The following is a 25,627-nucleotide window of genomic DNA, read 5'->3' on the forward strand; positions in this document are numbered from 1 at the left end:
CAATCAAGCCCTTATTTTCCGTCGATTCAGGGCGGATGGGCCTGAGAACATATGTTTTCTTCTGCCGGGATGCCAGTGTCCCGTATGGCTTTACGCCGTACCGGTTGAACCGAACCCTCCGGCACCCCGTTCGGTGTCCGACAATCCGTCGACTTCTTCGACATCCAGGGCTTCAAATCGCGCAAACACCAACTGCGCGACTCGCTCGCCCCGAGACAAGGTGACGGACTTCGTCCCCGAGTTCTGCATGATAATTTTGACTTCACCACGGTAATCAGGATCGATCGTGCCGGGACTGTTGGGAAGGGTGATCCCGTGTTTCAGCGCCAGACCCGACCGAGGGCGCACTTGGCATTCGACGCCCTCAGGTAATTCCATGAGCAAACCCGTGCCCACCAACCTGATTTCCCCCGGGGCGAGCACAACTTCATCCTCAGCTGATCGAATATCGTACCCTGCCGCTTGAGGTGTGGCCCGTTCTGGGAGCGGCAAATCAGGGTTCGATGGCAGTCGCTGAAATCGCACTAGGCCCACATCATCTCCTCGGTGATCGATTGTCGAAGTGACCCAACTCTTAAGCCAGGAAGTCGTCCACGTTGCGGCATTCCATATCGAAGGCGTCCGCAACGCCCCGATAGGTCACGTGCCCGTCCACGACGTTGACGCCTAATTTGAGCGCTGCGTTGTCCGAGCAGGCCTGCTTCCAACCCTTACCCGCGAGGGACATGGCGTACGGAAGCGTTGCGTTCGTGAGCGCAAGCGTACTCGTGCGCGGCACGCCGCCCGGCATGTTGGCCACGGCATAGTGGATGACGCCATCGACCGTATAGACCGGGTCATGGTGTGTGGTGGGTTTGACTGTCTCGACACAGCCGCCCTGGTCTACCGCGACATCGACGATGACCGTTCCCGGCCGCATCTGACCGAGGTCTTCTCTCGTAATAAGGCTCGGCGCCTTCGCTCCCGGGATCAGGACCGCGCCGATGATGAGGTCGGAATCCTGAATCTGCTTACGGATGGCGTAGCGCGTGCTGTAGAGCATATGGACGTTGGCCGGCATCGTGTCGTCCAGATAGCGCAGCCGCTCGAGGTTGATGTCCATGATGTGGACCCTAGCGCCCAGGCCAGCCGCCATCTTCGCGGCTTGTGTCCCCACGACACCACCACCCAAGATCAGGACCTTTCCCGGGAGAACGCCCGGGACTCCGCCCAGCAGCACACCGAGACCGCCCTGAGGCTTCTCGAGATACTTGGCGCCTTCCTGAATCGCCATCCGCCCAGCGACTTCGCTCATGGGTGTCAGGAGCGGAAGTTCACCGGTCGAGAGTTCAACGGTTTCGTAGGCGATCGCGGTCGCGCCCGAGGCAACACATGCGTCGGTCAGCGGCTGGTCGGCGGCGAAATGGAAGTAGGTGAACAGCAGCTGCCCCTTCCGCATCCGGGGCCATTCAGGAGCGATCGGCTCCTTGACCTTCATGATCATTTCGGCCTTGGCCCAGACTTCGTCTGCCGTGTCGAGAATCGTGGCTCCGGCACCCTCGTAGAAGTCGTCTGTAAATCCGCTCCCCACGCCGGCGTCCTTTTCAACCACTACCTCGTGGCCAGCCTGGCTGAGCATTTCAGCGCCAGCGGGCGTCAAAGCGACCCGGTATTCGTCGGGTTTGATCTCCTTCGGTACACCGATCAGCATTTGTATCTCGCTGTTGTTGCGTTTCGTTGGTTTCGAGCGTGCAAAGTCACTAAAAGTATCGGCGTTTCCCGCTTATCGGAACGACCTAACTCGCCTGCGTCGGGCCCAGTCGCAGCACCATCTGGCGACTCGGGTCGAAGTATCTCCGACACACCCGTTTCACCTCCTCGGCTGTCACCGCGTCGATGCGTTCGAGCAGGTCGTCGAGGGTGAGAAACGACTCCCCGTGAAGCGCGAACGACGCGAGGCGGTACAACCGCGACCCGGTCGATTCCAGGGCAAGCATGACCTGTCCCTTCATCTGCTGCTTGGCCGTGGCGAGTTCCTCGTCAGCCAGGCCGTCCTCCGCCAACCGTGTGAGTTCGCCTTCGATCGCAGACACTGCCGCATCCGCAGTGGCCGGGCGGGTCCCCACGTAGACGCCCGAAACTCCGGAGGCGCTATAGAACGACTGATAGCTGTATACCGAATAACAGAGTCCCATCTCTTCCCGGACCTTCTGAAAGAGCCTCGAACTCATTCCACCGCCAAGAGCCGAAGAGGCCAGTGACAGCGGGTACCGATCTTCGTGCCCTCGTCCAGGCACATCGGTGCCGAAAACGACGTGAGTCTGGGCGCTATCGCGATGCGCCACTTCACGTCCAGATCGCGTACTCAGCGGCGTGGACACCGCCTCGGCAGGCTCTCCGCCTCCTGCCTGAGCAAAGAGATCACCTACGGAGTCGACCAACGTATCGTGATCGATATTCCCAGCCGCCGCGACGATCAGATTCTCACCCCGGTAACGGCGTTGATGGAGCGCACGCAGGGTGTCCGACGACATCTCCGCTACCGACTCCTTGCTCCCGAGAATCGGCTTTCCGTATGCATGCCCATCCCACATGAGGCTCGAGTGCATCTCATAGACGAGGTCGTCTGGGGTGTCCTCTACTTGGGCGATTTCCTCGAGTACGACCTCACGTTCCAACGCTAGATCATCCGGCTCAATCGTCGGTGTCAACACCATGTCCGCCAACACATCGAGCGCCTCTCCGAGGTTCTCATCAAGGACCCGGGCTTGGTAGGCGGTGTGCTCCCGACTCGTATACGCGTCGAGTGAACCACCGAGACTCTCCAGCGCCATCGCGATATCAGCCGCGCTTCGCTTCCGAGTCCCCTTGAACACCATGTGCTCTAGCAGGTGGCTGGCCCCATGCTCATCCAGACCTTCGTGCGCACCACCCTGCCGAACCCACACCCCGACCGATGCGGATCGCACCGACGGGATCCGTTCGCTGAGCACGCGCACGCCATTGTCGAGTTCAGTCTCCGACACGAACTCCTCATCACCGACACGCAGGTCGATGGACGACGAAGGGGGCACGGACAAGCGCCCGTGCCCCCTCGTGCTCCTGCTGTGCTTCATGCGGTCAGGCGTCGCCTTCAGCATCAGCGTCATCCGAACCAGCGGCTTCCTCGGCGAGTGCGGCCTTCCGGGACAACCGGAGGCGACCCTTCTCGTCGATCGACAGGAGCTTCACTTTGACGATGTCACCCTTCTTGACCACGTCCTCGGTGTTCTCCGTCCGCGCTTCCTGCAGCTCTGAGATGTGGCACAGGCCTTCGGTGCCAGGCATGATCTCGATGAAGGCGCCAAAGGTCGTCGTGTTCTTGACCGGCCCCTCGTAGATGCGACCCACCTCGGGATCCTTCACGATCGCCTCGATCATCTCGCGTGCACGCGCACCGGCTTCACCGGACACGGCTGCGATCTTCACGATACCACTGTCATCGATGTCGATCTGCGCACCCGACTCCTCTTGGATGGCGCGAATCGTCTTACCCTTTGGCCCAATGATCTCACCGATCTTCTCCGGGTTGATCTGGATGGACACGATGGTCGGTGCGTAGTCGGACAGTTCAGTTCGCCCGGCACTCAACGTCTCATCCATGAGGTTCAGGATGTGCATGCGGCCCTTGTTGGCCCGCTGCAGCGCTTCCTTCATGATGTCGACTGTGAGGCCATCGATCTTGATGTCCATCTGGATCGAAGTCACACCATCACGCGTACCGGCAATCTTGAAGTCCATGTCGCCGAGTGCGTCTTCAAGACCGAGAATATCGGTCAGGATCGCGATGTCGTCCCCTTCTTTGATCAGGCCCATCGCAACACCTGCACACGGCGCCTTCATCGGCACACCCGCGTCCATCAGGGCGAGCGAAGAACCACAGACGCTGGCCATCGACGAAGAACCGTTCGACTCGAGCACGTCAGAGACGACACGAATCGTGTAAGGAAAGTCGTCGTACGCTGGCAGGAGCGGCTGAATCGCGCGCTCCGCCAAGTTTCCGTGACCGATCTCGCGACGAGACGTGCCGCGGAACGGTTTCGCCTCACCCACGCAGAACGGCGGGAAGTTGTAATGAAGCATGAAGGACTTCTTGATCTCTTCGCGCGAATCGATCGAGTCGATGCGCTGCTCGTCACGCGAGGTACCGAGCGTGATCACGGCCAACGCCTGTGTCTGACCGCGCGTGAAGAGGGCAGAACCGTGCGTCCGGGGAAGAACACCCACCTCGGAAGTGATCGGCCGGATGTCGTCGACACCGCGTCCATCTGGACGAACACCCGTCTCGAGAATCACACGACGCAGCGTCGTCTTCTCGACGTCGCGGACGATCTCGCCGATGTCCTTGCTCTGATCAGCGTATGCTTCGTCCTCTGCAGTAAGCGTCGCAATGACCTCTGCGGTAACCGCAGACATTGCCGCGCCGCGCTCAGCCTTATCACCGTGCGTCAGCGCTTCCGCAACACCAGCGGCCGCCAGCTCGGAAACCTTGGCCTGAAGATCAGCGTCAGGCGCGACTGAGGTCCACTCCATGTCCGGAACGGTGTGTCCGTCCAGGAACTCGAGCTGCATGGCGCACAGCTCTTTGATGCCATCGTGCGCGACTTGAAGCGCTTCGAGGATCTCGTCTTCCGGCACCTCAATCGCGCCACCTTCGACCATCGTGATGGCGTCAGCGGTACCCGAAATGACGATGTCGACGTCCGAGTACTCAAGCTGCTGGAACGTCGGGTTCAGCACCCAGTTGCCAGCGATGCGGCCCACGCGGACCGACGCGACAGGCGTGCTGAACGGGATCTTCGACATGTTGAGGGCCACGGAGGCAGCCAACAGCGCGATCGTGTCCGCGTCGTTTTCCTGATCTGCCGAGAGGATGAAGCACGCGACCTGCGTCTCGTACTTGAATCCCTTCGGGAAGAGCGGCCGGATGGGCCGATCGATGCAGCGGGCGGAGAGAATTTCTTTCTCTCCGGGGCGGCCTTCACGCTTGAAGAAGCCACCCGGGATCTTCCCTGCTGCGTAAGACTTCTCACGGTACTCGACCGTGAGCGGGAAGAAAGGAAGGTGTGACGGTTTGTTTTGTACCGTAACGGCACAAAGAACGACGGTGTCGCCATACTGAACGAGGCAGGAACCCTGCGCGAGCTTGGCCATGCGGCCGAACTCGAGCGAGAGCGTCCGACCTGCGAACTGGCGCTCTATCCGTTGAATCATGTTGTGTTACTCACTTCGGTGTCGCCGGGGAACGTCCCCAGCTTGGATTGAATGCCGAAGCGTCGTGGAACTGGAGGAGAGAGCGACCGCCGCGCGGGGCACGTTTAAACCCGTGGGCCCGGTTCTGCAGCAGGTTGTAGGCCGTCTCCCAACCGAGACGCACAACGTTCGGCTAAAAAACAGCGACGACCGCCTTCGTGACGGCCGACACTGGTACTTCTAGTGTCTCAGGCCGAGGTCCTTAATCAGCCCGCGGTACCCTTCGAGGTCCATGCGCTTGTAGTATTCGAGGAGGCGACGGCGACGTCCTACCATTTTCAGCAGGCCGCGACGGCTGTGATGATCCTTCTTGTGCGCGTCGAAGTGGCTCCGCAGATCGTTGAGGCGTTCGGTGAGGAGCGCGATCTGGACCGGGGCGCTTCCACGATCGTTCTCGTGGAGTTGGTACTTCTTGATTGTTTCTTCCTTGACGATCGCCATGGGCGTCGTGCCTCCTCAGGAGTCAGTATGCTACAGGGGAAGCGATGCGGGACCCGCAGAGTGCGTGTCCGTTGTCGTGTTAGCCTAAAAAGCTAATCAATCGGAGGCTTGCGTCTACGGCCGGGCGTTGTCGTCAATGGCCAGCACGTCCCTCGCCTTGGCGACGTCTGCGCTCATCTGAAACACCAACGCTTCCACACTGTCGAAAGGGAGCACCGGGCGCAGGTATTCAACGAAGTCCACGCGCAGCTCTTCCCCATAGATGTCCGCGTCGAAATCCATCAAGAAGAGCTCGACCGACGGAGGCGAGCCCTTAAAGGTCGGTCGCGGCCCTAGGTGTAGGGCACCATCGAACGTCCCAGACTTCAGAATACCACGTACGGCATAGATCCCTGCGGGGGGAATCAGCTTCCCTCCCCCGTCAACGCGCAGATTCGCCGTCGGAAAGCCGAGTTCCCTTCCTCTACCTTCGCCCCGAACCACGATGCCGCGGACCGAGTAGGGACGACCGAGACATCGGTGTGCCTCATCCATGCGCCCCTCGGCAACCGCGCTTCTGATCCGAGTCGAGGAAATCGCTTCAGAATCGGCTTGAACCGGGGGAACCACATCCACGTCGAAGCCCAGATCAACACCGATCTCCCGAAGAGTATCTGCGTTTCCGGAGCGATCCCGTCCGAACCCGTGGTCGTACCCGATGACCAGTTCTTCCACATTGAGGCGACCGAGAAGAATTTCTTCGACGAATCGTCGTGGTTCGTAGCGACTCAGCGTCTCTGTAAACGACACGAAGACCGCGTAGTCGAGGCCACTCTCGGCGAGGATCTCCTTCTTTTCAGTGGGCGTCGTCAACAACGGCGGAGCTTGGTCCGGTCGGACCACACGAAGCGGGTGCGGATCGAACGTTACCAAGACGCTTCGCCGTCCTGTTAATGCCGCACGCGCGCGGATCTCCTGCAGCACGGCCCAATGCCCTCGGTGCACACCATCGAAGGTCCCCACAGTCACAACCGTCCCCCGATCGGTCGGGATCCCCGGGCCGTGCTCCCATCGGACCGAGGCGGTCATGTCACAAAGACCTTCTTAGGACGGAGCCTACCATCATTAACCTCTCCCACCGCCACGAGATCTTCACCGAAGGCGACCGCTACCGGACCGTCAGGCTCGCCCTCCACAGTGACCTTCTGGCCGTGGGAGATGCGGGTCACATCGTCCTGTCCCACCGCGAGCGTGCGTAGATGCGCCATCGCCGCCAACGGTGCGATCGCAGCGGTATCGACAGCTCCGGGATCCTGAATCGTGTCGACAGAAACCGAGTCGGTCACAGAGAAGCGGCCAATAGACGTCCGCCGCAGTTCGGTGAGGTGTGCACCCACACCGAGCGCCTCACCAAGGTCGCGCGCTAAAGACCTCACATACGTCCCTGACGAACAAACGGTGCGAAAACGCACGAACGGTGCAGAGAACTCGATCAACTCGAGTTCATGCACGGTGATGGACCGCGCCGGGAGTTCCACGTGTTCTCCACGGCGAGCCCGTTCGTGCATCCGAACGCCGTCTACTTTCTTCGCCGAGAACTGCGGTGGGATCTGATCGATGGTCCCCGTGAAGTCGGTCATGGCAGCACGAATGTAGTCCTCTGTCAGAGACTCCCAGCCGGACCGTTCTTCGACGATCTCACCCTGATGGTCCTCCGTGTCAGTCGAGACCCCGAGTCGCGCAACCGCTTCGTATCCTTTCGCGAGCCCGGTCAGGTATTCAGCGAGCCGCGTCGCACGTCCCACGCACAGCAATAGCAGACCCGAAGCGAACGGGTCGAGTGTGCCCGTGTGTCCGATCCGCGGGACGTTCAAGTCGCGGCGAGCCCGGGCAACGATGTCATGAGACGTCGGACCTACGGGCTTATCCACCGGAAGGATGAAGTTCCCGCTCACGCCTCTTCGCTCGGCTGTTCCTCCGAGGGGGCCGCTGCGTCTTCGTCTTCCGAGGATTCCTCCGAGATCACTTCAGACAGGATCTGCTCAATACGTTGGGCACGATCCAGCGAACGATCTTCTCGAAATCGAAGCTCAGGTACTTTCCTAAGGCGCAGGACCTGACCCAACTGATGCCGCAGGAACACCGCCGCGGCTTCCAAGCCCGCCACAGACTCAGCGACTTGGCCCTCATCTCCGATGATCCGCACATAGATCTTGGCCGACCCAATATCACCCGCCGTGTCGACGGCGGTTACGGTCACTGGCCCCACCCTGGGATCTCGAACCTGGACGCGGATCATGTCCGACAATTCGCGCTTGAGCTGCTCGTTCAGTCTGGCGATGCGTTTGCTGGCCACTAGTAGCTTTCCCTTCGGACGGACGTAATCAACGCGCCGCTGTACTCTTCAACGAAGTGGTCGAGTTTATCGAGCATGGACTCCGCAAGCCGACCATCGGAGGCCACGAGCGCCACGGTGACTTGGGCGCGGGCATGAACGTCCTGATGGGCAGTCTCAGCGACCGACACGTTGAACTTGTGCGCCAACCGGTCCCGAAGAGAACGTACCACAGAGCGTTTCTCCTTCAACGAGCTACAGCCTGGCAACGCCAAGTCCCACGTCAACGAAGCCACAACCATGTCCGAGCCCTAACCCCGGACTCAGCGCGTTTGGGCGAGAGTCCGCGCAAACTCCTCAATGGTGTAGCACTCGATGACGTCGCCGACCTTGAGGTCGTTGAAGTTCAGAATACCGATTCCACACTCGAAGCTCTCACGGACTTCCTTGACGTCATCCTTGAAGCGCTTGAGCGAGGAAATCGCACCGTCATAGACCACGATTCCCTCGCGAACAACCCGACCGTGTCCCTTCCGGTCAATGCGACCGTCCGTGACATACGAACCCGCGATCGTCCCGACCTTGCTGACCTTGAACACTTCGCGGACCTCAGCGCTACCCTCGACGGTCTCACGCTTCTCTGGTGAAAGAAGTCCTTCGAGCGCTGCGGTGATCTCGTCGACGGCCTCATAGATGACCTCGTACACATTGATCTCGACGTCCTCTCGCTCGGCTTGTAGTCGCGCCGCTGTCTGCGGACGGACCCGGAAGCCGATGATGACTGCACCTGCGGTCTGCGCCAGGAGTACGTCGGACTCATTGATCGCACCCACGCCGCTGTGGATGATCTCGACCTGCACTTCCTTGGTTCCGAGAGCTTCGAGCGAATCCGAAAGCGCCTGAACCGAACCGTCCACATCTCCCTTGATGACCAAGGGAAGCGTTGAGAGTTGACCGCGTGCGGCCAAAGCTCCGAAGTCTCCGAGCTTGACACCACGCTCGCGAATCCGGAGCTGCTTCTCACGATCCAGACGCTGACGCGTGCCCGCGATCTCAGCAGCCTTATCGGCCTCCATCGCCTGGAACCAGTCACCGGCCTGCGGCACCCCGCCAGCACCAAGCACCTGAACCGGCGTGGAAGGACCGGCGGCTTCGATGGGGTGGCCTCGCTCGTCGAGCATAGCGCGGACACGCCCGTCGAACATGCCGCAGATGAACGAGTCACCCACTTTCAGTGTTCCTGCCTGTACGAGCACTGTGACCACGGCGCCCTTACCCACGTCCAACTGAGCTTCGACCACCGTACCGGTGCCTTCCCTGTTCGGGTTCGCGGTCAGCTCGAGCATCTCGGCCTGCAGAAGGACCTTGTCTAGCAACTCATCGATCCCCTGCCCCGTCTTAGCCGAGATCTCGGAGACCATGACGTCACCACCGAAGTCCTCAACATTGATCGAGTGCTGCAGGAGTTCCTGCTTCACCCGCATCGGATCCGCAGCCGGCAGATCACACTTGTTGATCGCAACGATGAGAGGCACACCGGCGTTCTTGGCGTGACTGATCGCCTCGATCGTCTGAGGCATGACGGAGTCGTCTGCCGCAACGATCAAGATGACCACGTCGGTGATGTCCGCACCGCGAGCACGCATAGCGGTAAACGCGGCGTGACCGGGCGTATCGAGGAAAGCGACACTGCGGCCGTCCGGCAATTCGACGTGATACGCACCAATGTGCTGCGTGATGCCGCCAGCCTCACCGGCAACCACGTTCGTCTCTCGGATGCGGTCGAGGAGGAGCGTCTTACCGTGATCGACGTGACCCATCACCGTAACGACCGGCCAACGCGGCTCGAGAGACTCGGGAGCGTCTAGAATGACGTCAACGACTTCTTCGGCCTCGTACGCTTCTTCTTTCACCGCGGTGAAGTTGAACGCGTCGAGCAGCAGTTCGATCTGGTCGAAGTCCAGACGTTGATTGATTGTGACGAGCAACCCGAGGTTCTTGAACGCAGACCCGATGATCTCGGTCGACGAAACATCGACGAGCTCTGACAATTCAGCGACCGTCAGGAACTCATTGACACGAACCGTGGTGCGCTCGCGCTCCTGCTCCTCGGCATGCTGCGCCTCCTGCGCCTCGGCCTCCTCGGCAGAGATCCGGCCCTTCTTGCGACGACGCTTCTTACCGCCGCCTTTGATCTCGGCCATGACCCGCTGGATATTGGACTGCACGGAATTCTGATCGACGCCCTTCTTTCGGCTCTTCTTGCCTTTGTCCTTCTGCTCACGTCGTCCGTCAGGGGTATACCCCGAGGCTTGAATGCGAACCTGCCCGCCGGGACCCGCGCTGGCTGCAGGAGCCGGAGTCGGGCGACGAATCGTGCGGACCGCACCATCCGGAGCGCCAAGTCTCGCGGGCGCAGGTGTGTCGGCGGCGGCCGGGGCCGCGGCTTCACTCGCAGGAACGGCCTCGACGGGGTCAGCCTCAACCTCGACCTCGACGACTACTTCTTCAGCTTCGGCGGTTTCCGGCTCAGCCGTCTTTTCAGCCGCAGGAGGTTCCGCAGTCGCTACTTCTTCCACCTCGACTTCGACTTCAGCCTCGGATTCCGTGACGACATCAATATCGACCGACTCGGGCACAGCCTCGACGGACTCTTGGCCCCCAGCCTCTTCGCCTTCCGCCTCAGCCTCCGCTTCGAGCGGAGCCTCCTCGGTGGGCTCTGGTTCGGGCGTTTCTTCGACCTTGCGGCGGCGGCGGCGGCGAGTCGCCGGCGCTGCAGACTCCCCCATGGCCGCTTGAATCGCCTCAGAGGGATCTTCATGCCCCGCGCGCCGTTCCCGCTCTACCTTCGCGAGCACCTTGGCATGCTGGCCACTGGTGATCTCCGCGTCCGCATCCGAGACAGGAATACCCATCTGGCGCAGCAAGGCGATAAGCGCCCCCACGTCGACTTTTAGTTCCTGCGCTAGCTCAATAACCCGCATACTGTCGCTAATCCTCTACTTCGCTGGCTGCTTCGAGATAATCCAGAAGCAGTTTTGCGAACGATTCGTCTGTCACTGCTATCGCCGAAGTCGGACCCTTCCCGATCGCAGCGCCCAACGTGGCTCGATCCCCCAACACTGCCTGAGGGATCGGCCGCTTCACCATCAATTTCCTAACCTTATCCATCTGGACACTCGAAGCGTCCCTAGCCACCAAAACCAATCGGGCCTCGCCCCTACGGATTGATCGGCGCGTAGCATCCGTGCCTGGAGCCACTGCGCCGGCCCGTCGGGCCAGGCCCAAGAGCCGAAAGGCGCTAGGCCTCTGGCTCTCCTTCATCCGTCTCCTCCGGGGCTTCGGCTACCGCCTCTTCCCCGGACTCCTTTCCATCAACCTCGGCCGTCACTTCTGCAAGCTCACCCACTGGCTCTTCAGCCGCCGCTTCCTCGCCCTCAGCCGCATCGCCCTCGACGACCGTCAACTCGTCGATCAACTGTAAGAGTCGATCGGCGTCCGGCTCGCCAAGTCCTTCAATCACAAGGAAATCCCGACGCTCCAGGTCAATGATCTGCAAAAAAGTATCATATCCAGCGTCCCGGAGAGCCGCCAGAGTCGGAAGCTCCAGATCCAGCTCAGAAAGCGGGAAATCCGCAGTCTCATACTGATCTTCAGGGGACACTGTAAGGAGGGCCAAGTCCTGGCCCTTTTCGAGCCACTCACGCGACCCGTAGAGGTCCAGCTGCCACCCGATTAGCTGAGACGCGAGTCGCACATTTTGTCCGTTTCGTCCGATCGCCAGCGAGAGCTGATCCTCGTCCACGATCGCAGTGATGACCTGACGCTCGACGTCACTGATGACCTTAGACACCCGAGCGGGGGCCAAAGCCCGACGGGCGAAGACTTCGGTGTCCGGATGCCACGGCACGATATCGATTCGCTCACCGCCCAACTCGGAAACAACCGCCTGGACCCGAGTACCCTTGAGCCCTACGCAGGCGCCCACAGGATCGATCGACTCGTCAGAGCTGTACACCGCGATCTTCGTGCGCCCACCGACCTCTCGAGCGATCTCCCGAATGTCGACGATACCCTGATGGATCTCAGGGACCTCGAGCTTAAAGAGCGCAGCAACGAACAGAGGATCGGCCCGGGACAAGATCAGACGAGGGCCCTTCGGCGTCTCGTCTACTTTCTTAAGCACCGCACGGATCGGATCACCCTGACGGAAACGCTCGCGCGGATTTTGGTCTTTCCACGGGATGATCGCATCGGCATCCCTGGAACGATTCAGTAAAACGACGAGCTTGCCCCTTTCGGTCTGCTGGACTTCACCGGAGAGGAGTTCGCCAACCTCGCCGGTGAACTCGTCCCGGATGCGCTCGCGCTCGGTTTCCCGAACTCGCTGCACAATGCGCTGTTTCACGGCCATCACAGCATTTCGGCCGAACTCCTGAAAGTTCACCGGAATTTCCATGACGTCTCCGACTTCGAAGGTCTCATCATCCCAGTGAGCCTCTTCGAGCGAAATCTCACACGCGGAGTCTTCGACCTCAGCTACGACGCGACGAAGCACCACCATGTCGAACTCGCCGGTGATGTCGTTGATGTCGATTTCAGCCTGCACGGTGGGACCATAGATCCTTCCGAGGCCAGCAAGCATACCGTCCTTGACGAGATCGGTCATCTCGTCGTCGGTCAGGTTCTTGGTGGCCGCAACATCTCTAAACGCCGCAACGATCAGGGCCGCGTTCGCCATTTCTATTCCCTCACTTCCAGGTGAAGACCAGGTGCGCTTTCCGGATCTTCGATCGCGGAACCGTCACCTCGTCACCATTGGCCAGCCGAAGCACAACTGCCTCTGCCTCGCCCTCCTTTTTTTCTAATCCAAGGAGCTCGCCCTCAAGCCTAGTCGCTCGATCAGCCAGCACCCCGTCTCCGTTCACAGCGATTTTCTCGCCGCGAAATCGTTCAAAATCTTGCGACTTCGTCAACGGACGATCCAGTCCCGGAGACGAAACCTCGAGCACATACCTCTCAGACAACCCTTCATGCTCATCCAACCAAGCCTCGAGAGCCCGGCTCACCACGGCGCAGTCGTCAACATTGACGCCCTCTCCCGGTAGCGAGTCCGGCCTATCGATCCGCAACTGCAACTGAGGCCGCCTCTTGCTGCCACCCCAGCGCAGTTCAACGAGCTCGTAGCCGAGGTCTTCCACCCTGGCTTCGAGGTCACGCTCAACTTTCGCTACAGCGCGCATCAACGGCTCCCAATCAACAGGGGTACACCGCCGGAGCGACATACCCCCAAAATTCTCATCGAACAAAAAAGCGGGGGCGGAACTGCTCCCCCACTTCAAAAATCCGCCCGATGGCGGCCCCTTCCTGCGCGATAATATAGGCGAGGCCCGAAATGCACTCAAGGTTGGCGTTCCGGGCCTCTCGGTTGATACTCCGTCGTGGACTCCTCCGCGCCTTCTTACGCTTCAGTTGATTGGCCTTCTGCCGCGACCGCAGCGGAGCCGTCACCCTCCGCCTCCGCAGTAGTGTCATCCCCCTTTAGGTGGGCCTCGAGCGCACTGACTCGATCCTTCACAGCATCAACGGCGTCGCGAAGCCCGTCGAACTCCTTCTGATGCACAAGGTCGAGCTTCTCTTTAGCACCTTCCGCGGCCATATGGGCTTTGTCCAGAGCATCTTTCATGACCTCCTTGGCGCGGTCTGTGGACAGATCTCCGCGCTCGCGCGCTTCATTGATCGTCTCCTCCAAGGCTTCCTTGAACGCGGACAGGACCCCGATTCCTTGCTTAATACCGTCGGACACCTTGTCCTTGGCACTTTTCGTGTCGTCAGTCATGACAACCCCTTAGGTCAATTGGCTTGGCAGCGTTTCGCCACTCCCAAACCCTACGTAATTCGTGGACGATGTGCTTCAACACAAGGTGTCTAATCAGACCCATCGTCTTCGCGAACAATCTTCGCTCCAAGCGCAGACAGTCGACTGTCGATGGACTCATAACCCCGTTCGATCTGGCGGATATTGCGAATCCGACTCGTGCCGTGGGCACCTAGTGCGGCGATCAAGAGTGCCATGCCCGCTCGAATGTCAGGACTCTCAACCACACCAGCCTGCAATGGAGTCGGGCCGACAACTACAGCTCGGTGCGGGTCGCATAGGATGATGGAGGCGCCCATCCCGACCAGCTTGTCGGTGAAGAACATTCGCGATTCGAACATCTTTTCGTGGAGCAACACGGTGCCCTTGCACTGTGTTGCCGCCACGACTGCGATCGAGGTCAGGTCCGCCGGGAATGCGGGCCACGGCCCGTCGTCGAGCTTAGGCACGTGACCAAATGCGTCGTTTTGCACCACGTGTTCGGCTGATCCGTTGACGTGTAGGTCGGTGCCATCGATCTCGCAGTTGATCCCGAGGCGACGAAACCCCAAGAGCGTCGAGTCGAGATGCTCAATTGGAGCACCCTCGATGATGAGATCGCTGCCAGTCACCGCGGCCAAGCCGATGAACGATCCCGTTTCGATGTGGTCCGCTCCGATGGTGTACTCTGCACCATGGATCTCATCCACACCCTCGATTTCGAGGATGTGCGTTCCGATACCGCTGATTCGAGCGCCCATGGCATTCAGGAGGTGACACAAATCCTGAACGTGTGGCTCAGATGCCGTGTTCCGAATGCGCGTCATCCCCTTGGCGCCGACGGCGGCCATGATCGCGTTCTCGCTCCCCGTGACCGACGGCTCATCAAGGAATATGTCCGCGCCGGCCAGCCGATCCGCAAAGATCGTGAAATCACCGCTCAACTCGACCGTGGCCCCGAGGGCCTCGAACGCGAGGAAGTGTGTGTCCATTCGCCTTCGCCCGATGACATCACCACCCGGCGGCGGAAGCTGGACGTGACCGAAGCGCGCCAAAAGTGGGCCCGCCAAGAGGAGGGACGCACGAATGCGCTCTGCCAGGTCTCGGTCCACCGCGCCTGTTCGCACACCTGATGCGTCGACCACGACGGTGTTGGGCCCGTCCCAACGCACATCAGCACCCAATGAGGTGACGATCTCGAGGAAGGTCAGAACATCCCGAATGCGCGGAATGTTGTGCAGTGTGACCGGCTCGGATGCGAGCACTGTCGCCGCGAGACACGGAAGAGCTGCGTTCTTATTACCGGCTGGGCGGATTCGTCCTTCAAGGCGAAGTCCCCCTTCGACCGCAAATGTCCCCATAGTCTCCGAAAATCGGGGTGGTGCAGAGGCGTGCGGAGCCTTGGGCTGGATCGCTTGAGGCGCCCACGCGGGCCCCGGAAGATACCGCTCGTCGCCCTTCCATACCAACCGACTCATCATCCCCTCCCCCACCGAATTCATATGCCTGACGGCACGGATCCCGAAGCCGCCTATGGAGACCCTCTCCATGTTTCTGAATAAGTGCAGGATGCGTGCCGAAGCTGTCTTGCTCGGTGTCACGCTACCGTCTTAAGATCGCTTGTCCTGCCCCCACTCAACTGCCGACGCCCATGCGCCTCAGCGACTTTCTACGATCCGATTTTGTCGTCCCCGACCTGCAGGGTCGAGATGTGGAGAGCGCCGCAGAAGAACTCTCGTTCGGCGCGGCTCAAGCCGGTATTGCAAGCCAAGAAGTCATTGCTGGGAAGCTCCTTGCACGCGAGCGCTCACATCCCACGGCCATAGGGGCGGGTCTCGCCATTCCGCACGCGACGGCCCCTGGCATGTTCCCGTCTGCCCCCGGGGTGGCGCTCGCGAGTAGTCCCGTCACATTTGGGTCAGCGGACGATGGACGCGGTGCGGGTCTTCTTTGTGCTCCTGTCGCCTCCGGGCACTGAGCGCCAGCACGTGAAGCTTCTGGCCCGCATCTGTCGGTTGGTTCGCCAAGACAACTTCGTTGATCGACTAGAAGAGGCCGCCGTGGTCGAGGTCATAGAATCAGAGGACGCATTGCTCGTATGAGTGACCGACCCGAGACACGCCTCCTCGTTGCCGTGATCAACGACCCAGAGAAAGTCGATGAAATCCTCTCTGGGTTCGTCGAATTAGGCATCACCGGCGCAACCGTCCTGCAGAGCGAGGGCATGGGGAGTGTCTTGTCCCACGATATCCCGATTTTCGCAGGCCTGCAGACCCTCATTAGCGGCTCGAAACCACAGAATAGGATGATCTTCAGCGTCGTCCCCCTGGAAAGAGTCGACTCCGTAATCGCGTTGATGCAGGAGATCATGGGAAACCTGGCTGCGCCAGCGACCGGAATCGTGTTCACGCTGCCCGTGGATCGGGTCGTCGGCCTCGCTCCGGAGTTGGGGGACGAAGGCAGCCCCATTTGATGGGTCCATCCCGGTAGATCGAATGGATCCTCTCATCGGGCCACTGGTCCTCATCCTGGTGGCGCTTTTAGGCGCCCGCGTCTCTTTTTCTGCCGACCGCGTTCCCCCGGGGCCCCGCCTGCTCCTAAAGACCGGCACACACTTTCTTGTGATCGGGTTCGCCCTGGGTCCCGCTGGACTCGGTCTGGTGACCGAAGATGCTACCGCCCAACTGTCTCCCTTTCTCGCCCTTGGATTGGGATGGGTGGGATTCCATTTCGGCCTCCAACTAGACCGAACGACCCTACGGCGCTTTCCCAGGAGCCATCACCTATTCGCGATGGGCCAGGCTGCGATAGCGTTTGCGGTGTTCTACGCCGGCGGTCGTATTGTGCTCGACCTGCTGGATCTCACAACTGACACGTCGCGCCTCCTGTTGCTCGGGGCGGCCAGCACAGCCTCGGTCTCGACGCCCGCCGGCATCGCGATGGTCTCATCGAATTTCCTCGTAAAGGGGAAGGTCCGGGACCTTCTCTTTTTCGTTGGGTCACTCGACGCGTGGATCGGCATTGTGGCGCTCCAGGTCACGTATTCGCTGTATCGCCCGGAGGAGATCAGCGCCGGGCTCCCTCTGACACCCCAACTCGCGCTCATCGGGCTTGCTACAGGTCTCGGGCTCGTGTGTGGCATCGTCTTCGTGTGGCTCGTGCGAGTCCGACCACCCGGCGAAGAGTTGGTCCTCTTCCTGCTCGGTATGTGCGCGTTTGCTGCCGGCGCCGCCCTCCAATGGGGCGTCTCGCCGCTCTTCGTCTCTGTGACGATGGGCGCAGTGGTGGCAAACCTCGGGCGATCCACCCAGCGCATCCTCGCGGTCCTGCAACGATGGGAGAAGATGATCTATGTGACGTTCCTCCTGTTAGCTGGGGCATTACTTCAGGTGCCCACGTGGTGGGTGTTTCCGTTGGCACTTGGATACGCTGCCCTGAGGTTCGTTGCCAAGTCCGCGGGCGGGGCCGCGATGGCGACACTCGTAACGTTCGACCACCACGTCCCTCGTCGAGTGGGCCTTGGGCTGATCCCGCAGGGTGGCATCTCACTGACAATGGCTGTGTCAGGAGTACTGATGTACTCGGACCTTGTCGTCCGGGGCCTAGACGCGGGGGCGACCCTCTTCACGATCATCGTCATCGGGGTGATGATCTCGGAACTCTCCGGCCCCTTCCTAACGGTCCAACTCCTCCGACGAGCCGGTGAGATCACCCCACGGGTTGAGCAAGCGCTGGCGGAGGGCGACGCAGACAAAGCGCGGCGTGAGGCATTCCGACGCGACACGCCGACGGGTTAGACTTGAGTATGGTCATCTTCCCACTTTTCGTCGTGACACTTCAAAGCCCTGCGGCCGCACGGGACAATCTCGCCTTAGCGGCAGATGTCTCCATGGTCGTCGTCGGCGTCTCGATCCTCATCCTCGCGGCCGTTCTGATCTTCCTCCTCCTAAAGGTGAACAGGACGCTCGACAGCGTCCGAACCGGAGTGAATCAGAGCCTCGGCCCGGTTTCGGACCGGGCCAAATCGATCTCAGACAACGTGGAGTTCATCACACAGGCTTTGCGCACCGATGTCGAGCGGTTGAATGCCTCCGTCCGGGGACTGACTGACCGTCTCCATCTCGCGTCAGAACGCATGGAAGAACGAATCGAGGAATTCAACGCCCTCATGGAAGTCGTCCAAGGCGAGGCGGAGGACATCTTCATAGACACAGCCGCGACCGTTCGAGGTGTGAAAGAAGGAGCCCTCTCGATCGTTCGATCGGAGACCAAAGCGGCCCCGGCGCCTCCCACCGAGACCGAAGCCCAAACGCCTGAGTCACCTGAGTCGCCTGACACTGCCGAGGAGATCACTGCCAATCCCGTGATTGTCCCGGTGGGAGAAGGCGGAGCCTAGGGTTTTCCCAGTGGCATCGACAATCCTCATTGCGCTCGCGTGGCTGGCACTGACAGCTGCACCGGCAGCCGCGTGGGGACGCGCACACGTCGCGCTTGGACAAGCCGTCCTGGGATTGCTCTACCTACTGCCGCCCGCCACCCGGATGATCCTGGAGCACCACCCTCTGCACTTCCTCTAGGGCTCGATCGCTGCCGACATCTCGTTCGCGAAGAAGTACGTCTCCGAGGGTCGACATTGTCCCAGCTAGCCTGTCGGGGAGGAGATCTTCAATTCCGCGGAGAGCGTGGCGCACAACATCTTCGTTCTGCGTCAGCTCCTGATGACCAGTACGACCTGGGCACTAGGCCACACGTACTGGGAACACAGAATGGATTTGCACTTGGGGGAGAGTTCCTGCGTCAGGCCCAATCGAACAAGTATTGGCCAAATCACGATTTGACCTCCCGGATGCCGAGGTCGACCGCTACTTCGAACGCTCCTTCGAGTCCGTGGCCGAGCACCTCACCCGTGAGCCGACTTCCGCACCTGACGAACTAGATCCGGTCGGCGAGTTGAGTCTCGAGTTGGCCAAGAAGGTGCGCCGGCGCGCACTCTCGGACGGTACGGCGGACCACCCTGAGGCCCTCAAAGATCTGGCCGACGCATTCTTCCCCTTCCCCGACACACCATTGGTCCATTGACCACGCATAAAGGACCCGGACTTCGGCGCGGGCGTCACATCGCGCAGGGCCGCTAAGCACGCGCTGGGCGCTATCTGTCCAACCGGCCAACAAGTAGTTCGTTCACTCGTCGAGGATCAGCCTGCCCCTTGGATCGCTTCATGACCTGTCCCATGAGGAAGCCCAAGATTTTCTTTTCTCCCCCACGGTAGCGATCTGCCTCAGCTGGATGTGCCTCGAGGGTCGCGTCCACCCAAGACAAGAGTGGTCCTTCGTCACGGACCTGAAGGAGCCCCATGGCTTGGACAACAGCGCGAGGCTCACCGCCCTGTTCCGCGATCGCGGCGAGTACCTTCTTCGCTCCACCTTCGGACACCGTCCCGTCCAGAACGAGGCCAATCAGGTCAGCAAGTTGCGCGGGCCGCACAGGTAATGTGATCGCGTCGCAGCCGCGGTCGTTCATGAGCGCCTGCACCGGGCCCATCATCCAGTTGGCCGCCACCTTCGCGTCACCTACCTGCGCCGAGACGTTCTCGAAATAATCGGCGGTCACACGGGACTGCGTGAGCACACCCGCGTCATACGGCACGAGGCCCAACTGATTCTGTAGACGATGCCGGCGCGCACGGGGGAGTTCTGGGAGGGCCTTCTTCGCCTCGCGAATGGCCTCTGGCGCCACCCGCAGAGGAGGGAGGTCGGGATCAGGGAAGTAGCGATAGTCGTGACTCTCTTCCTTGGATCGCATGGGGCGAACCTCACCCTTGTGATCGTCCCATAAAAGCGTCTGCTGTTGGATCGTGCCTCCCCCATCAAGAACGTGCCTCTGGCGTTCAATCTCAATTTCGAGAGCACGCTGAATGCCCGAGAACGAGTTGACGTTCTTGATCTCGGTCTTCACTCCCAACTCTGAAGAACCCGTAGGACGTAGCGAGATGTTCGCATCGGCTCGAAGCGATCCTTCCTCCATGTTGCAATCGCTGACTTCCACGTACTCGAGTGTCTGCTTGAGCGCACTCAAAAACGCACGGGTGTCCGCAGGAGAATGGAGATCGGGTTCGGTCACGATCTCGACCAGCGGAGTCCCCGCCCGATTGAGGTCGACAGCCGTCGATCCAGGAATCCGATCGTGTAGTGACTTCCCGGCGTCTTCCTCCATGTGAACCCTTCGGATTCGCACGGACTTTTCTCCATCGTCGGTATCGAAGACCACCGTGCCACCGGTCGCGATCGGACGATCGAACTGGGTGACCTGATATCCCTTTGGCAGGTCCGGGTAGAAGTAGTTCTTGCGGGCCCAAACACTCTCGGTGTGAACCGTGCAGCCGAGAGACAGCGCCGATCTCACAGCGAGTCTGACAGCCTCCGGATTGGTCGCAGGCAGGGCTCCAGGAAGCCCGAGGCATACCGGGCACACGTGGGTGTTGGGCGCGTCCCCAAAGACGACTTCGTCGGCGCAAAACAGCTTCCGGTCGGTTCGAAGTTGGGCATGCACCTCGATGCCGATCACGGCTTCCCATGTCATGTCGATTCCTCCGCGAACGACGCCTCTAGCGCGCCCGCAGCCGCAATCATGGTTTGTTCTTCCCACCAAGGAGCGAGGAACTGCCCGCCTACCGGAAGTCCCCCCAACTCGCCGATCGGAACCGACATGCCCGGAATACCAGCGAGGTTGGCAGTCACCGTAAAGACGTCGGATAGATACATCGCGACCGGATCGTCCGTGTTCTCGCCGAGGTTGAACGCCGGCGTCGGCGCGGTGGGTGTGAAGAGCACATCGACATCTTTGAAAACGGCTTCGAAGTCCTGCGCGATCAGGCCACGAGCTCTTTGAGCGGTCCCGTAGTACTCATGGTAGTAGCCTGCCGACAGTACGTACGTCCCAAGCATGATCCTGCGCTTTACCTCCCTCCCGAAGGCATCTCGTGTCGCACGATACATGTCTCCGATATCGCGTCCCTCCCCTCTCACACCAAACCTCGCACCGTCGTATCGAGCCAAATTGCTAGATGCCTCGGCTGGTGCGAGCACATAGTACGTCGGGATCGCGTAATTCGTGTGCGGCAGCGATACCCGCGAGACCACAGCCCCGCGATCCACCAAGCGTTCCAGAGCCTCGTCAATGAGACGCCGCACACCCGGGTCGAGCGCCGCCGGCAAGTACTCGTCTGGCACGCCGATCCTAAGCCCCGCCACCCCTCTCTTTCCGGCTCCGGAGAAGTCAGGGACCTCTCGTTGAACAGACGTCGAGTCGCGAGGATCGTGTCCAGAGATCACTTCGAGAGCGAGAGACGCATCCCGGACGGTCCGTCCGAAGGTCCCGACCTGGTCCAGCGACGAGGCGAAGGCGACCAGGCCGTAACGGCTAACACGGCCATACGTCGGCTTAATGCCCACAACACCACAGAAGGACGCCGGTTGTCTCACCGAGCCTCCGGTGTCCGACCCTAGAGCGATCGGCGTATACCCGGCAGCGACGGCGGCGGCAGACCCGCCCGAACTCCCCCCCGGCACACGGTCGCGATCGTGAGGGTTCAACGTCGGGCCAAACGCCGAATTCTCGGTCGACGACCCCATCGCGAACTCGTCCAGATTGGTCTTTCCAACGATGACCCCACCCGCTTCCCTGAGCCGACGCACCACGGTGGCTTCAAACGGGGAAACGTGCCCGTCAAGAATCTTCGATCCGCACGTAGTGGGCAGGTCCGTTGTCGCGAGATTGTCCTTGATGGCTACCGGCACGCCAGCCAGCAGCCCTGATGAGGCCCCGGTCAGGGCGGACTCAGGATTCAAGGACACGAAGGCGTTCAGAGCTTCCGGTCCGGACTCGGCTTCTGAGATCGCGACGAGGGCAGAACGAGCGGGGCCAAGCGGTGTCTCGCCATCCCTAACACATTCCGCAATCTGGAAAGCGCTCATTTCGAGCCCTCCCCCTCCAATCCAGGAGGTGGGGGCACGACGAAAAAGCCATCGCGGACATCGGGGGCGAAGTCTTCGAGTGTCACCGTCAGTCGGTCACGCTCTTCGCGGTCGGCGGACCGGGTCGATGGAAGTGGCGTGCGAATCTGAGGAGTGAGATCCGAAAGCTCTGCGAGTTCCAGGCCACGAAGGCCGTCGACGTGTTCGAGAATCCGATTGAGTTCCCCAGTGAGATCTCCCGCCTCGTCAGCCGAAAGGCTGATGTGCGCCAACGACGCGACGCGGGCTACATCCTGCGGATCTACACTCACGGCCAATCCTTCTCCAAGCTGGCATACCGAATAAGGAGTTTCTTCCTGCCGGCAGCATCGAAATCGACCGTGACTTTGAGATCCCGGCCGAAACCGCTGAGCTCAACGACGGACCCGGACCCGAACGTGGGGTGCACCACTCTCTCGCCTTTGACGAACCGCGGCATGTCTTGATTGAGAGTATCGTCATCATCCGGCTCCTGATCGACCTGGACAGCGTCGCGCCGGCGGTAGCCACTTCTCCCGCCACGGTGGGGTGTCGAGGTCCGGGCACTCGTCAACTGACGACTCCGCCTCCGGTCGACCAACTCCTCCGGAACCGATTCGACGAATGTCGAGAGAGTTCCGTATGTGAAGTCTCCGGCCCTTCGGCGCTGGCGAGCCCACGTGAAGCACAACTTGTCTTCTGCCCGGGTGATGCCGACGTAGAAGAGTCGCCGCTCCTCTTCAAGAGACTTCGGGTCGTCGTAGGACCGGCTTAACGGGAACAGGCCCTCTTCCAAGCCGGCAATAAATACGACCGCAAACTCAAGTCCCTTGGCATTGTGCAAGGTCATTATAGTGACCGTCTCTGCGTCCGGATCAAGTCGATCCACGTCGGCCACCAATGCGACCTGTTGAAGGAAAAGATCGAGTTCGGAGAACGTGTCGATCTCTTCTTCGTCCATCGTCTGCATTAGCGCAGCATCGAAATCGAGCGCACCCGCAATGAGCTCCGACACGTTGCGCGCACGGTCCTCTCCGTCCGGACCCTCGTCGTGAAGGTGACGCACAAGATCCAGATCATCGACGAGTTCTTCGAGCAATTCACCGATAGTCGCATGGACCGCTCGAACACTGAATCGCTGAATCAATTCAGCGAAGCCCACGAGCCCTTTGGCACCGGCCGCTCTGATTTCTGGAATTTCCGCAGCGCGGGCGGCCGCTTCAAGCAATGTGACGCCCTGGACCCCAGCCCAACGCTTGAGGTGCTCCTGCGACGTCAATCCGACGCTGCGCCTCGGATAATTGACAACTCGACCAAACGCCACGGCATCTTTCGGATTCGAGATCAAGCGGAGGTAGGCCAAAACGTCTTGGATTTCCCTACGCTCGTAAAAACGCACGCCGCCAACCACCTGATACGGCACACCCTCACGGCGGAAGGCGTCTTCCATCGCTCGTGCCTGGGCGTTCGTGCGGTAAAGAACGGCACACCCACCGTGCGAAAGAGTCGGTGTGTCCTGAACACGGGCCTCGATCTCACCCACGATCCAGCGTGCCTCGTCGTTCTCGTCGAAGGTCTCGACCATGGTGATCAGTTCGCCGCCCTCACGGTTCGTACGCAGCGTCTTCTCGGGGCGGTCGGTGTTCTCTTCGATGACGGCATTCGCTGCGTCGAGAATCTTGGCTGTAGATCGATAGTTGATCTCCAGCGGCACGATGGACGCGCGGGGAAAGCTCACTTCGAAGTCCAAGATGTTGCGGATATCAGCCCCTCTCCACCCATAGATGGATTGATCCGGATCACCCACGACCATCAAGTTTTCGTGCTTCTGAGCGAGCAACTCTACGAACCGGTACTGCGCCTTGTTCGTGTCCTGGTACTCGTCGACGAGGATAAACGAGAAGCGATTTCGGTATCTCTCGAGCAGGTCCGGGTGGTCCTCGAACAACTGGACGGGCTTCATGAGGAGGTCGTCGAAGTCGAAGGCATTTTGGTTTTTCAGCGCCTTCTGATATTCCGGAAATACCTTCCCTACGTTGCGTAGGAAGAGGTCGAACGACCCTTCCGTTTCTCGGGCGAACGTGTCCCCGTCGATGAGTTGGTTCTTCGCGTTGCTCATCTCTGACCGCAGAGCCTTGGGGCTCCACTTTTTGGGATCGAGCCCGACCGAGTCTTGGACGTTCTTAACCAGCCTCAAGGACTGGTCTGCGTCAAAGATCGAGAAGTTGCGATCCCATCCGAGCCGGTCGGCGTGGCGTCGTAGCAACCGGGCCCCAAGTGAGTGGAACGTACCCATCCACATCCCCTTCGGCTCACTACCCAGGAGCCTAGTGATGCGCTCCTTCATTTCACCGGCTGCCTTGTTGGTGAATGTGACCGCAAGAATGCGGTCGGGCGCCACACCGTGCTCTTCGACCAGATTGCACACACGCGCAGTCAACACTCGTGTCTTTCCGGACCCAGCTCCGGCCAAGACCAAGATGGGTCCCTCGAAATGTGTCGTCGCTTCGAGTTGTTCTGGATTGAGCCCGTTCAGGTGGGCCCCGCCCTTGAGATCAAGCATCCGCTACCGGGAGTCGGATTTGGAAGGTGGTGCCCTCGAAGCCTTCGAGGAGCTCGATCCGGCCTTTGTGCACGCCCTCGACGATGCGCCTTGAGAGGGCCAGTCCCACACCCCAACCCCTCGCTTTGGAGGTAATGCCGGGCTCGAAGATCTTGTCGCGGATCTCAGGGTCCACGCCGGGGCCAGTGTCGCGAATTCGAACGGACACCCATTGACCGCTCACTTCACGCGCGTAGATCGTGATCTTGCCGCCCCGGCCCGCTAGGGCGTCGAGCGCGTTTTTCACCACGTTCTCCAAGGCCCAAATCAGAAGCACTTCGTTCCCCATGATGCGGGGAAGACCGGTTGGCATATCTACGACGAGATCGACGCCTTTTCTGGTGAGTCGCGGGATGCGGGCCGCAAGATAACGCTCCAAGTCTCCAACAACTTGCCTGACGGAAAGCGATTCGAGATCGGGCTCGCGGCCAATCAACTCGAAGCGATGACTGATGCGCTCCAGTCGTTCCAGGTCCTCACCGATCGAGCCAGCGATCTCAGCGTCATTGAGATTCCCTGGCCGCTCCTGGGGAGCGAGCCTCAGCACTTCGAGCCATCCGGCCAATGAGGACAACGGAGTGCCGAGTTGATGCGCCAATTCCCGGGCCATAGAAGTCCACGCCTTCTCGCTTTCGGCCCGGCGCTGGTATCGAATCACCGAGAAGCCGATGAAAACCACGAGCGACAGGCCACCTGCCTGGAGATACGGCACCCACCGGAGATTCCGTACCTCGGGTGTGTCTCCGAAGTGGATGTGTTGGAGGTCGGGGTTCCCCACCGGCGCATTTCGCTCATCGAGACGGCGCGCATAGGCCCGGACCTCGGCCTGCCCCTCCACAGTCTCTAGGTCCACCTCGAACGGAAGGTTCACCACGCTGATGACGGTATCCGCCGCACCCATAAGAATGAGCGGCACCTGGGACTCGTTGATGATGCGCTGGAGGTTGGCCAGCGCCTGGGTTTCCTCCGTTGGATCCTCGGTTGCGAGGCCCCCATGAACCTCGACGAAGATCTCGGACAGGCGCCTAGAACTGTCCTGGACCTGCCTGACAATGCCTTGGGTGTAGACCAGATACCATCCAAGGAGAAGGAAGAACATCGTCGCTAGAGCGATCGGCCACTTGATGCGCATCATGCGGACCGGCCCGTG

The 25,627-nt window shown here is 60.5% G+C and carries 25 protein-coding genes and 1 pseudogene; 6 read left to right on the top strand and 20 right to left on the bottom strand.

Annotated features, from left to right (window positions below; translation table 11 throughout):
* Positions 1–90: 90 nt before the first annotated feature.
* The 15 genes from dut to murA all read right to left on the bottom strand — a co-directional run bounded on the left by dut (position 91) and on the right by murA (position 15,244).
* Positions 91–534, bottom strand: a complete 444-nt coding sequence (dut, locus tag P8L30_11300; GenBank protein MDG2240778.1) for a dUTP diphosphatase — start codon at positions 532–534, stop codon at positions 91–93.
* Positions 535–574: 40 nt separating this feature from the next.
* Positions 575–1,690, bottom strand: a complete 1,116-nt coding sequence (ald, locus tag P8L30_11305; protein MDG2240779.1) for an alanine dehydrogenase — start codon at positions 1,688–1,690, stop codon at positions 575–577.
* A gap of 85 nt (positions 1,691–1,775) precedes the next feature.
* Positions 1,776–3,119 carry a pitrilysin family protein gene (locus P8L30_11310; GenBank protein ID MDG2240780.1) on the bottom strand — a complete coding sequence of 448 codons (1,344 nt, stop codon included), beginning with the start codon at positions 3,117–3,119 and terminating at the stop codon, positions 1,776–1,778.
* The gene (locus P8L30_11315) at positions 3,100–5,232 is read right to left on the bottom strand and encodes a polyribonucleotide nucleotidyltransferase (GenBank protein MDG2240781.1); all 2,133 of its coding nucleotides are present in this window, start codon (positions 5,230–5,232) and stop codon (positions 3,100–3,102) included. Before P8L30_11315 ends, P8L30_11310 begins: the two co-directional genes overlap by 20 nt.
* A gap of 219 nt (positions 5,233–5,451) precedes the next feature.
* On the bottom strand, positions 5,452–5,712 hold the full coding sequence (gene rpsO / locus P8L30_11320) for a 30S ribosomal protein S15 (GenBank protein MDG2240782.1): 261 nt from the start codon (positions 5,710–5,712) through the stop codon (positions 5,452–5,454).
* Between the two features lie 114 nt (positions 5,713–5,826).
* A complete protein-coding gene (locus P8L30_11325) occupies positions 5,827–6,780 on the bottom strand; it encodes a bifunctional riboflavin kinase/FAD synthetase (protein MDG2240783.1) in 954 nt (317 codons plus the stop codon).
* A complete protein-coding gene (gene truB, locus P8L30_11330; GenBank protein MDG2240784.1) occupies positions 6,777–7,646 on the bottom strand; it encodes a tRNA pseudouridine(55) synthase TruB in 870 nt (289 codons plus the stop codon). Before truB ends, P8L30_11325 begins: the two co-directional genes overlap by 4 nt.
* On the bottom strand, positions 7,643–8,047 hold the full coding sequence (rbfA, locus tag P8L30_11335) for a 30S ribosome-binding factor RbfA (protein MDG2240785.1): 405 nt from the start codon (positions 8,045–8,047) through the stop codon (positions 7,643–7,645). Before rbfA ends, truB begins: the two co-directional genes overlap by 4 nt.
* Complete coding sequence (locus P8L30_11340) at positions 8,047–8,328, bottom strand: DUF503 domain-containing protein (protein MDG2240786.1); 282 nt, start codon at positions 8,326–8,328, stop codon at positions 8,047–8,049. Before P8L30_11340 ends, rbfA begins: the two co-directional genes overlap by 1 nt.
* A 21-nt stretch (positions 8,329–8,349) precedes the next feature.
* On the bottom strand, positions 8,350–11,010 hold the full coding sequence (gene infB / locus P8L30_11345) for a translation initiation factor IF-2 (GenBank protein ID MDG2240787.1): 2,661 nt from the start codon (positions 11,008–11,010) through the stop codon (positions 8,350–8,352).
* Positions 11,011–11,017: 7 nt separating this feature from the next.
* Entirely contained in the window at positions 11,018–11,350 is a 333-nt protein-coding gene (locus P8L30_11350) for a ribosomal L7Ae/L30e/S12e/Gadd45 family protein (protein ID MDG2240788.1), read from the bottom strand.
* A complete protein-coding gene (gene nusA / locus P8L30_11355) occupies positions 11,328–12,767 on the bottom strand; it encodes a transcription termination factor NusA (protein ID MDG2240789.1) in 1,440 nt (479 codons plus the stop codon). Before nusA ends, P8L30_11350 begins: the two co-directional genes overlap by 23 nt.
* A 10-nt stretch (positions 12,768–12,777) precedes the next feature.
* Positions 12,778–13,269: a ribosome maturation factor RimP gene (rimP, locus tag P8L30_11360; GenBank protein ID MDG2240790.1), complete on the bottom strand. Its 492-nt coding sequence runs from the start codon at positions 13,267–13,269 to the stop codon at positions 12,778–12,780.
* 218 nt (positions 13,270–13,487) lie between these two features.
* Positions 13,488–13,865, bottom strand: coding sequence for a hypothetical protein (locus P8L30_11365; GenBank protein ID MDG2240791.1), 378 nt, complete (start codon positions 13,863–13,865; stop codon positions 13,488–13,490).
* Positions 13,866–13,954: 89 nt separating this feature from the next.
* Complete coding sequence (gene murA, locus P8L30_11370) at positions 13,955–15,244, bottom strand: UDP-N-acetylglucosamine 1-carboxyvinyltransferase (GenBank protein ID MDG2240792.1); 1,290 nt, start codon at positions 15,242–15,244, stop codon at positions 13,955–13,957.
* 290 nt (positions 15,245–15,534) lie between these two features.
* Here murA and P8L30_11375 point away from each other — a divergent pair.
* From P8L30_11375 to P8L30_11400, 6 genes and pseudogenes are all read left to right on the top strand, one after another.
* Positions 15,535–15,985, top strand: a pseudogene (locus tag P8L30_11375) (PTS sugar transporter subunit IIA).
* Entirely contained in the window at positions 15,982–16,356 is a 375-nt protein-coding gene (locus tag P8L30_11380; GenBank protein MDG2240793.1) for a hypothetical protein, read from the top strand. The pseudogene P8L30_11375 and the gene P8L30_11380 overlap by 4 nt, the downstream one beginning before the upstream one ends.
* 22 nt (positions 16,357–16,378) lie before the next feature.
* Positions 16,379–17,680, top strand: a complete 1,302-nt coding sequence (locus P8L30_11385) for a cation:proton antiporter (GenBank protein MDG2240794.1) — start codon at positions 16,379–16,381, stop codon at positions 17,678–17,680.
* Between the two features lie 8 nt (positions 17,681–17,688).
* A complete protein-coding gene (locus P8L30_11390) occupies positions 17,689–18,279 on the top strand; it encodes a DUF948 domain-containing protein (protein ID MDG2240795.1) in 591 nt (196 codons plus the stop codon).
* A 10-nt stretch (positions 18,280–18,289) separates the two neighbouring features.
* Entirely contained in the window at positions 18,290–18,460 is a 171-nt protein-coding gene (locus P8L30_11395; GenBank protein MDG2240796.1) for a hypothetical protein, read from the top strand.
* Positions 18,461–18,701: 241 nt separating this feature from the next.
* Positions 18,702–18,962 carry a hypothetical protein gene (locus tag P8L30_11400; GenBank protein ID MDG2240797.1) on the top strand — a complete coding sequence of 87 codons (261 nt, stop codon included), beginning with the start codon at positions 18,702–18,704 and terminating at the stop codon, positions 18,960–18,962.
* A 70-nt stretch (positions 18,963–19,032) separates the two neighbouring features.
* Here the strand turns inward: P8L30_11400 and gatB are convergent, their stop codons facing one another.
* From gatB to P8L30_11425, 5 genes are read right to left on the bottom strand one after another with little or no spacing between them, the layout of a single operon-like run.
* The gene (gene gatB, locus P8L30_11405; GenBank protein ID MDG2240798.1) at positions 19,033–20,463 is read right to left on the bottom strand and encodes an Asp-tRNA(Asn)/Glu-tRNA(Gln) amidotransferase subunit GatB; all 1,431 of its coding nucleotides are present in this window, start codon (positions 20,461–20,463) and stop codon (positions 19,033–19,035) included.
* Positions 20,460–21,857, bottom strand: coding sequence for an Asp-tRNA(Asn)/Glu-tRNA(Gln) amidotransferase subunit GatA (gene gatA, locus P8L30_11410; GenBank protein ID MDG2240799.1), 1,398 nt, complete (start codon positions 21,855–21,857; stop codon positions 20,460–20,462). Before gatA ends, gatB begins: the two co-directional genes overlap by 4 nt.
* The gene (locus tag P8L30_11415) at positions 21,854–22,168 is read right to left on the bottom strand and encodes an aspartyl/glutamyl-tRNA amidotransferase subunit C (GenBank protein MDG2240800.1); all 315 of its coding nucleotides are present in this window, start codon (positions 22,166–22,168) and stop codon (positions 21,854–21,856) included. The genes gatA and P8L30_11415 overlap by 4 nt, the downstream gene beginning before the upstream one ends.
* Positions 22,165–24,438: a UvrD-helicase domain-containing protein gene (locus P8L30_11420; protein MDG2240801.1), complete on the bottom strand. Its 2,274-nt coding sequence runs from the start codon at positions 24,436–24,438 to the stop codon at positions 22,165–22,167. The genes P8L30_11415 and P8L30_11420 overlap by 4 nt, the downstream gene beginning before the upstream one ends.
* The gene (locus P8L30_11425) at positions 24,431–25,612 is read right to left on the bottom strand and encodes a HAMP domain-containing sensor histidine kinase (protein MDG2240802.1); all 1,182 of its coding nucleotides are present in this window, start codon (positions 25,610–25,612) and stop codon (positions 24,431–24,433) included. Before P8L30_11425 ends, P8L30_11420 begins: the two co-directional genes overlap by 8 nt.
* Positions 25,613–25,627 lie beyond the last annotated feature (15 nt).

It is taken from the genome of Longimicrobiales bacterium (assembly GCA_029245345.1).
Taxonomy (GTDB): Bacteria; Gemmatimonadota; Gemmatimonadetes; order Longimicrobiales; family Gaopeijiaceae; genus CALFPJ01.

Bases quoted from the DNA above. Each gene is read 5' to 3' on its own strand.
- murA (MDG2240792.1), bottom strand. From the start codon at position 15,244: ATGGGGACATTTGCGGTCGAAGGGGGACTTCGCCTTGAAGGACGAATC.
- infB (MDG2240787.1), bottom strand. From the start codon at position 11,010: ATGCGGGTTATTGAGCTAGCGCAGGAACTAAAAGTCGACGTGGGGGCG.
- P8L30_11380 (MDG2240793.1), top strand. From the start codon at position 15,982: ATGAGTGACCGACCCGAGACACGCCTCCTCGTTGCCGTGATCAACGAC.
- P8L30_11340 (MDG2240786.1), bottom strand. From the start codon at position 8,328: ATGGTTGTGGCTTCGTTGACGTGGGACTTGGCGTTGCCAGGCTGTAGC.
- ald (MDG2240779.1), bottom strand. From the start codon at position 1,690: ATGCTGATCGGTGTACCGAAGGAGATCAAACCCGACGAATACCGGGTC.
- P8L30_11390 (MDG2240795.1), top strand. From the start codon at position 17,689: ATGGTCATCTTCCCACTTTTCGTCGTGACACTTCAAAGCCCTGCGGCC.
- P8L30_11365 (MDG2240791.1), bottom strand. From the start codon at position 13,865: ATGACTGACGACACGAAAAGTGCCAAGGACAAGGTGTCCGACGGTATT.
- P8L30_11350 (MDG2240788.1), bottom strand. From the start codon at position 11,350: ATGAAGGAGAGCCAGAGGCCTAGCGCCTTTCGGCTCTTGGGCCTGGCC.
- P8L30_11325 (MDG2240783.1), bottom strand. From the start codon at position 6,780: ATGACCGCCTCGGTCCGATGGGAGCACGGCCCGGGGATCCCGACCGAT.
- rpsO (MDG2240782.1), bottom strand. From the start codon at position 5,712: ATGGCGATCGTCAAGGAAGAAACAATCAAGAAGTACCAACTCCACGAG.
- P8L30_11310 (MDG2240780.1), bottom strand. From the start codon at position 3,119: ATGCTGAAGGCGACGCCTGACCGCATGAAGCACAGCAGGAGCACGAGG.
- P8L30_11315 (MDG2240781.1), bottom strand. From the start codon at position 5,232: ATGATTCAACGGATAGAGCGCCAGTTCGCAGGTCGGACGCTCTCGCTC.
- P8L30_11385 (MDG2240794.1), top strand. From the start codon at position 16,379: ATGGATCCTCTCATCGGGCCACTGGTCCTCATCCTGGTGGCGCTTTTA.
- nusA (MDG2240789.1), bottom strand. From the start codon at position 12,767: ATGGCGAACGCGGCCCTGATCGTTGCGGCGTTTAGAGATGTTGCGGCC.
- rimP (MDG2240790.1), bottom strand. From the start codon at position 13,269: ATGCGCGCTGTAGCGAAAGTTGAGCGTGACCTCGAAGCCAGGGTGGAA.
- P8L30_11425 (MDG2240802.1), bottom strand. From the start codon at position 25,612: ATGATGCGCATCAAGTGGCCGATCGCTCTAGCGACGATGTTCTTCCTT.
- gatA (MDG2240799.1), bottom strand. From the start codon at position 21,857: ATGAGCGCTTTCCAGATTGCGGAATGTGTTAGGGATGGCGAGACACCG.
- P8L30_11420 (MDG2240801.1), bottom strand. From the start codon at position 24,438: ATGCTTGATCTCAAGGGCGGGGCCCACCTGAACGGGCTCAATCCAGAA.
- gatB (MDG2240798.1), bottom strand. From the start codon at position 20,463: ATGACATGGGAAGCCGTGATCGGCATCGAGGTGCATGCCCAACTTCGA.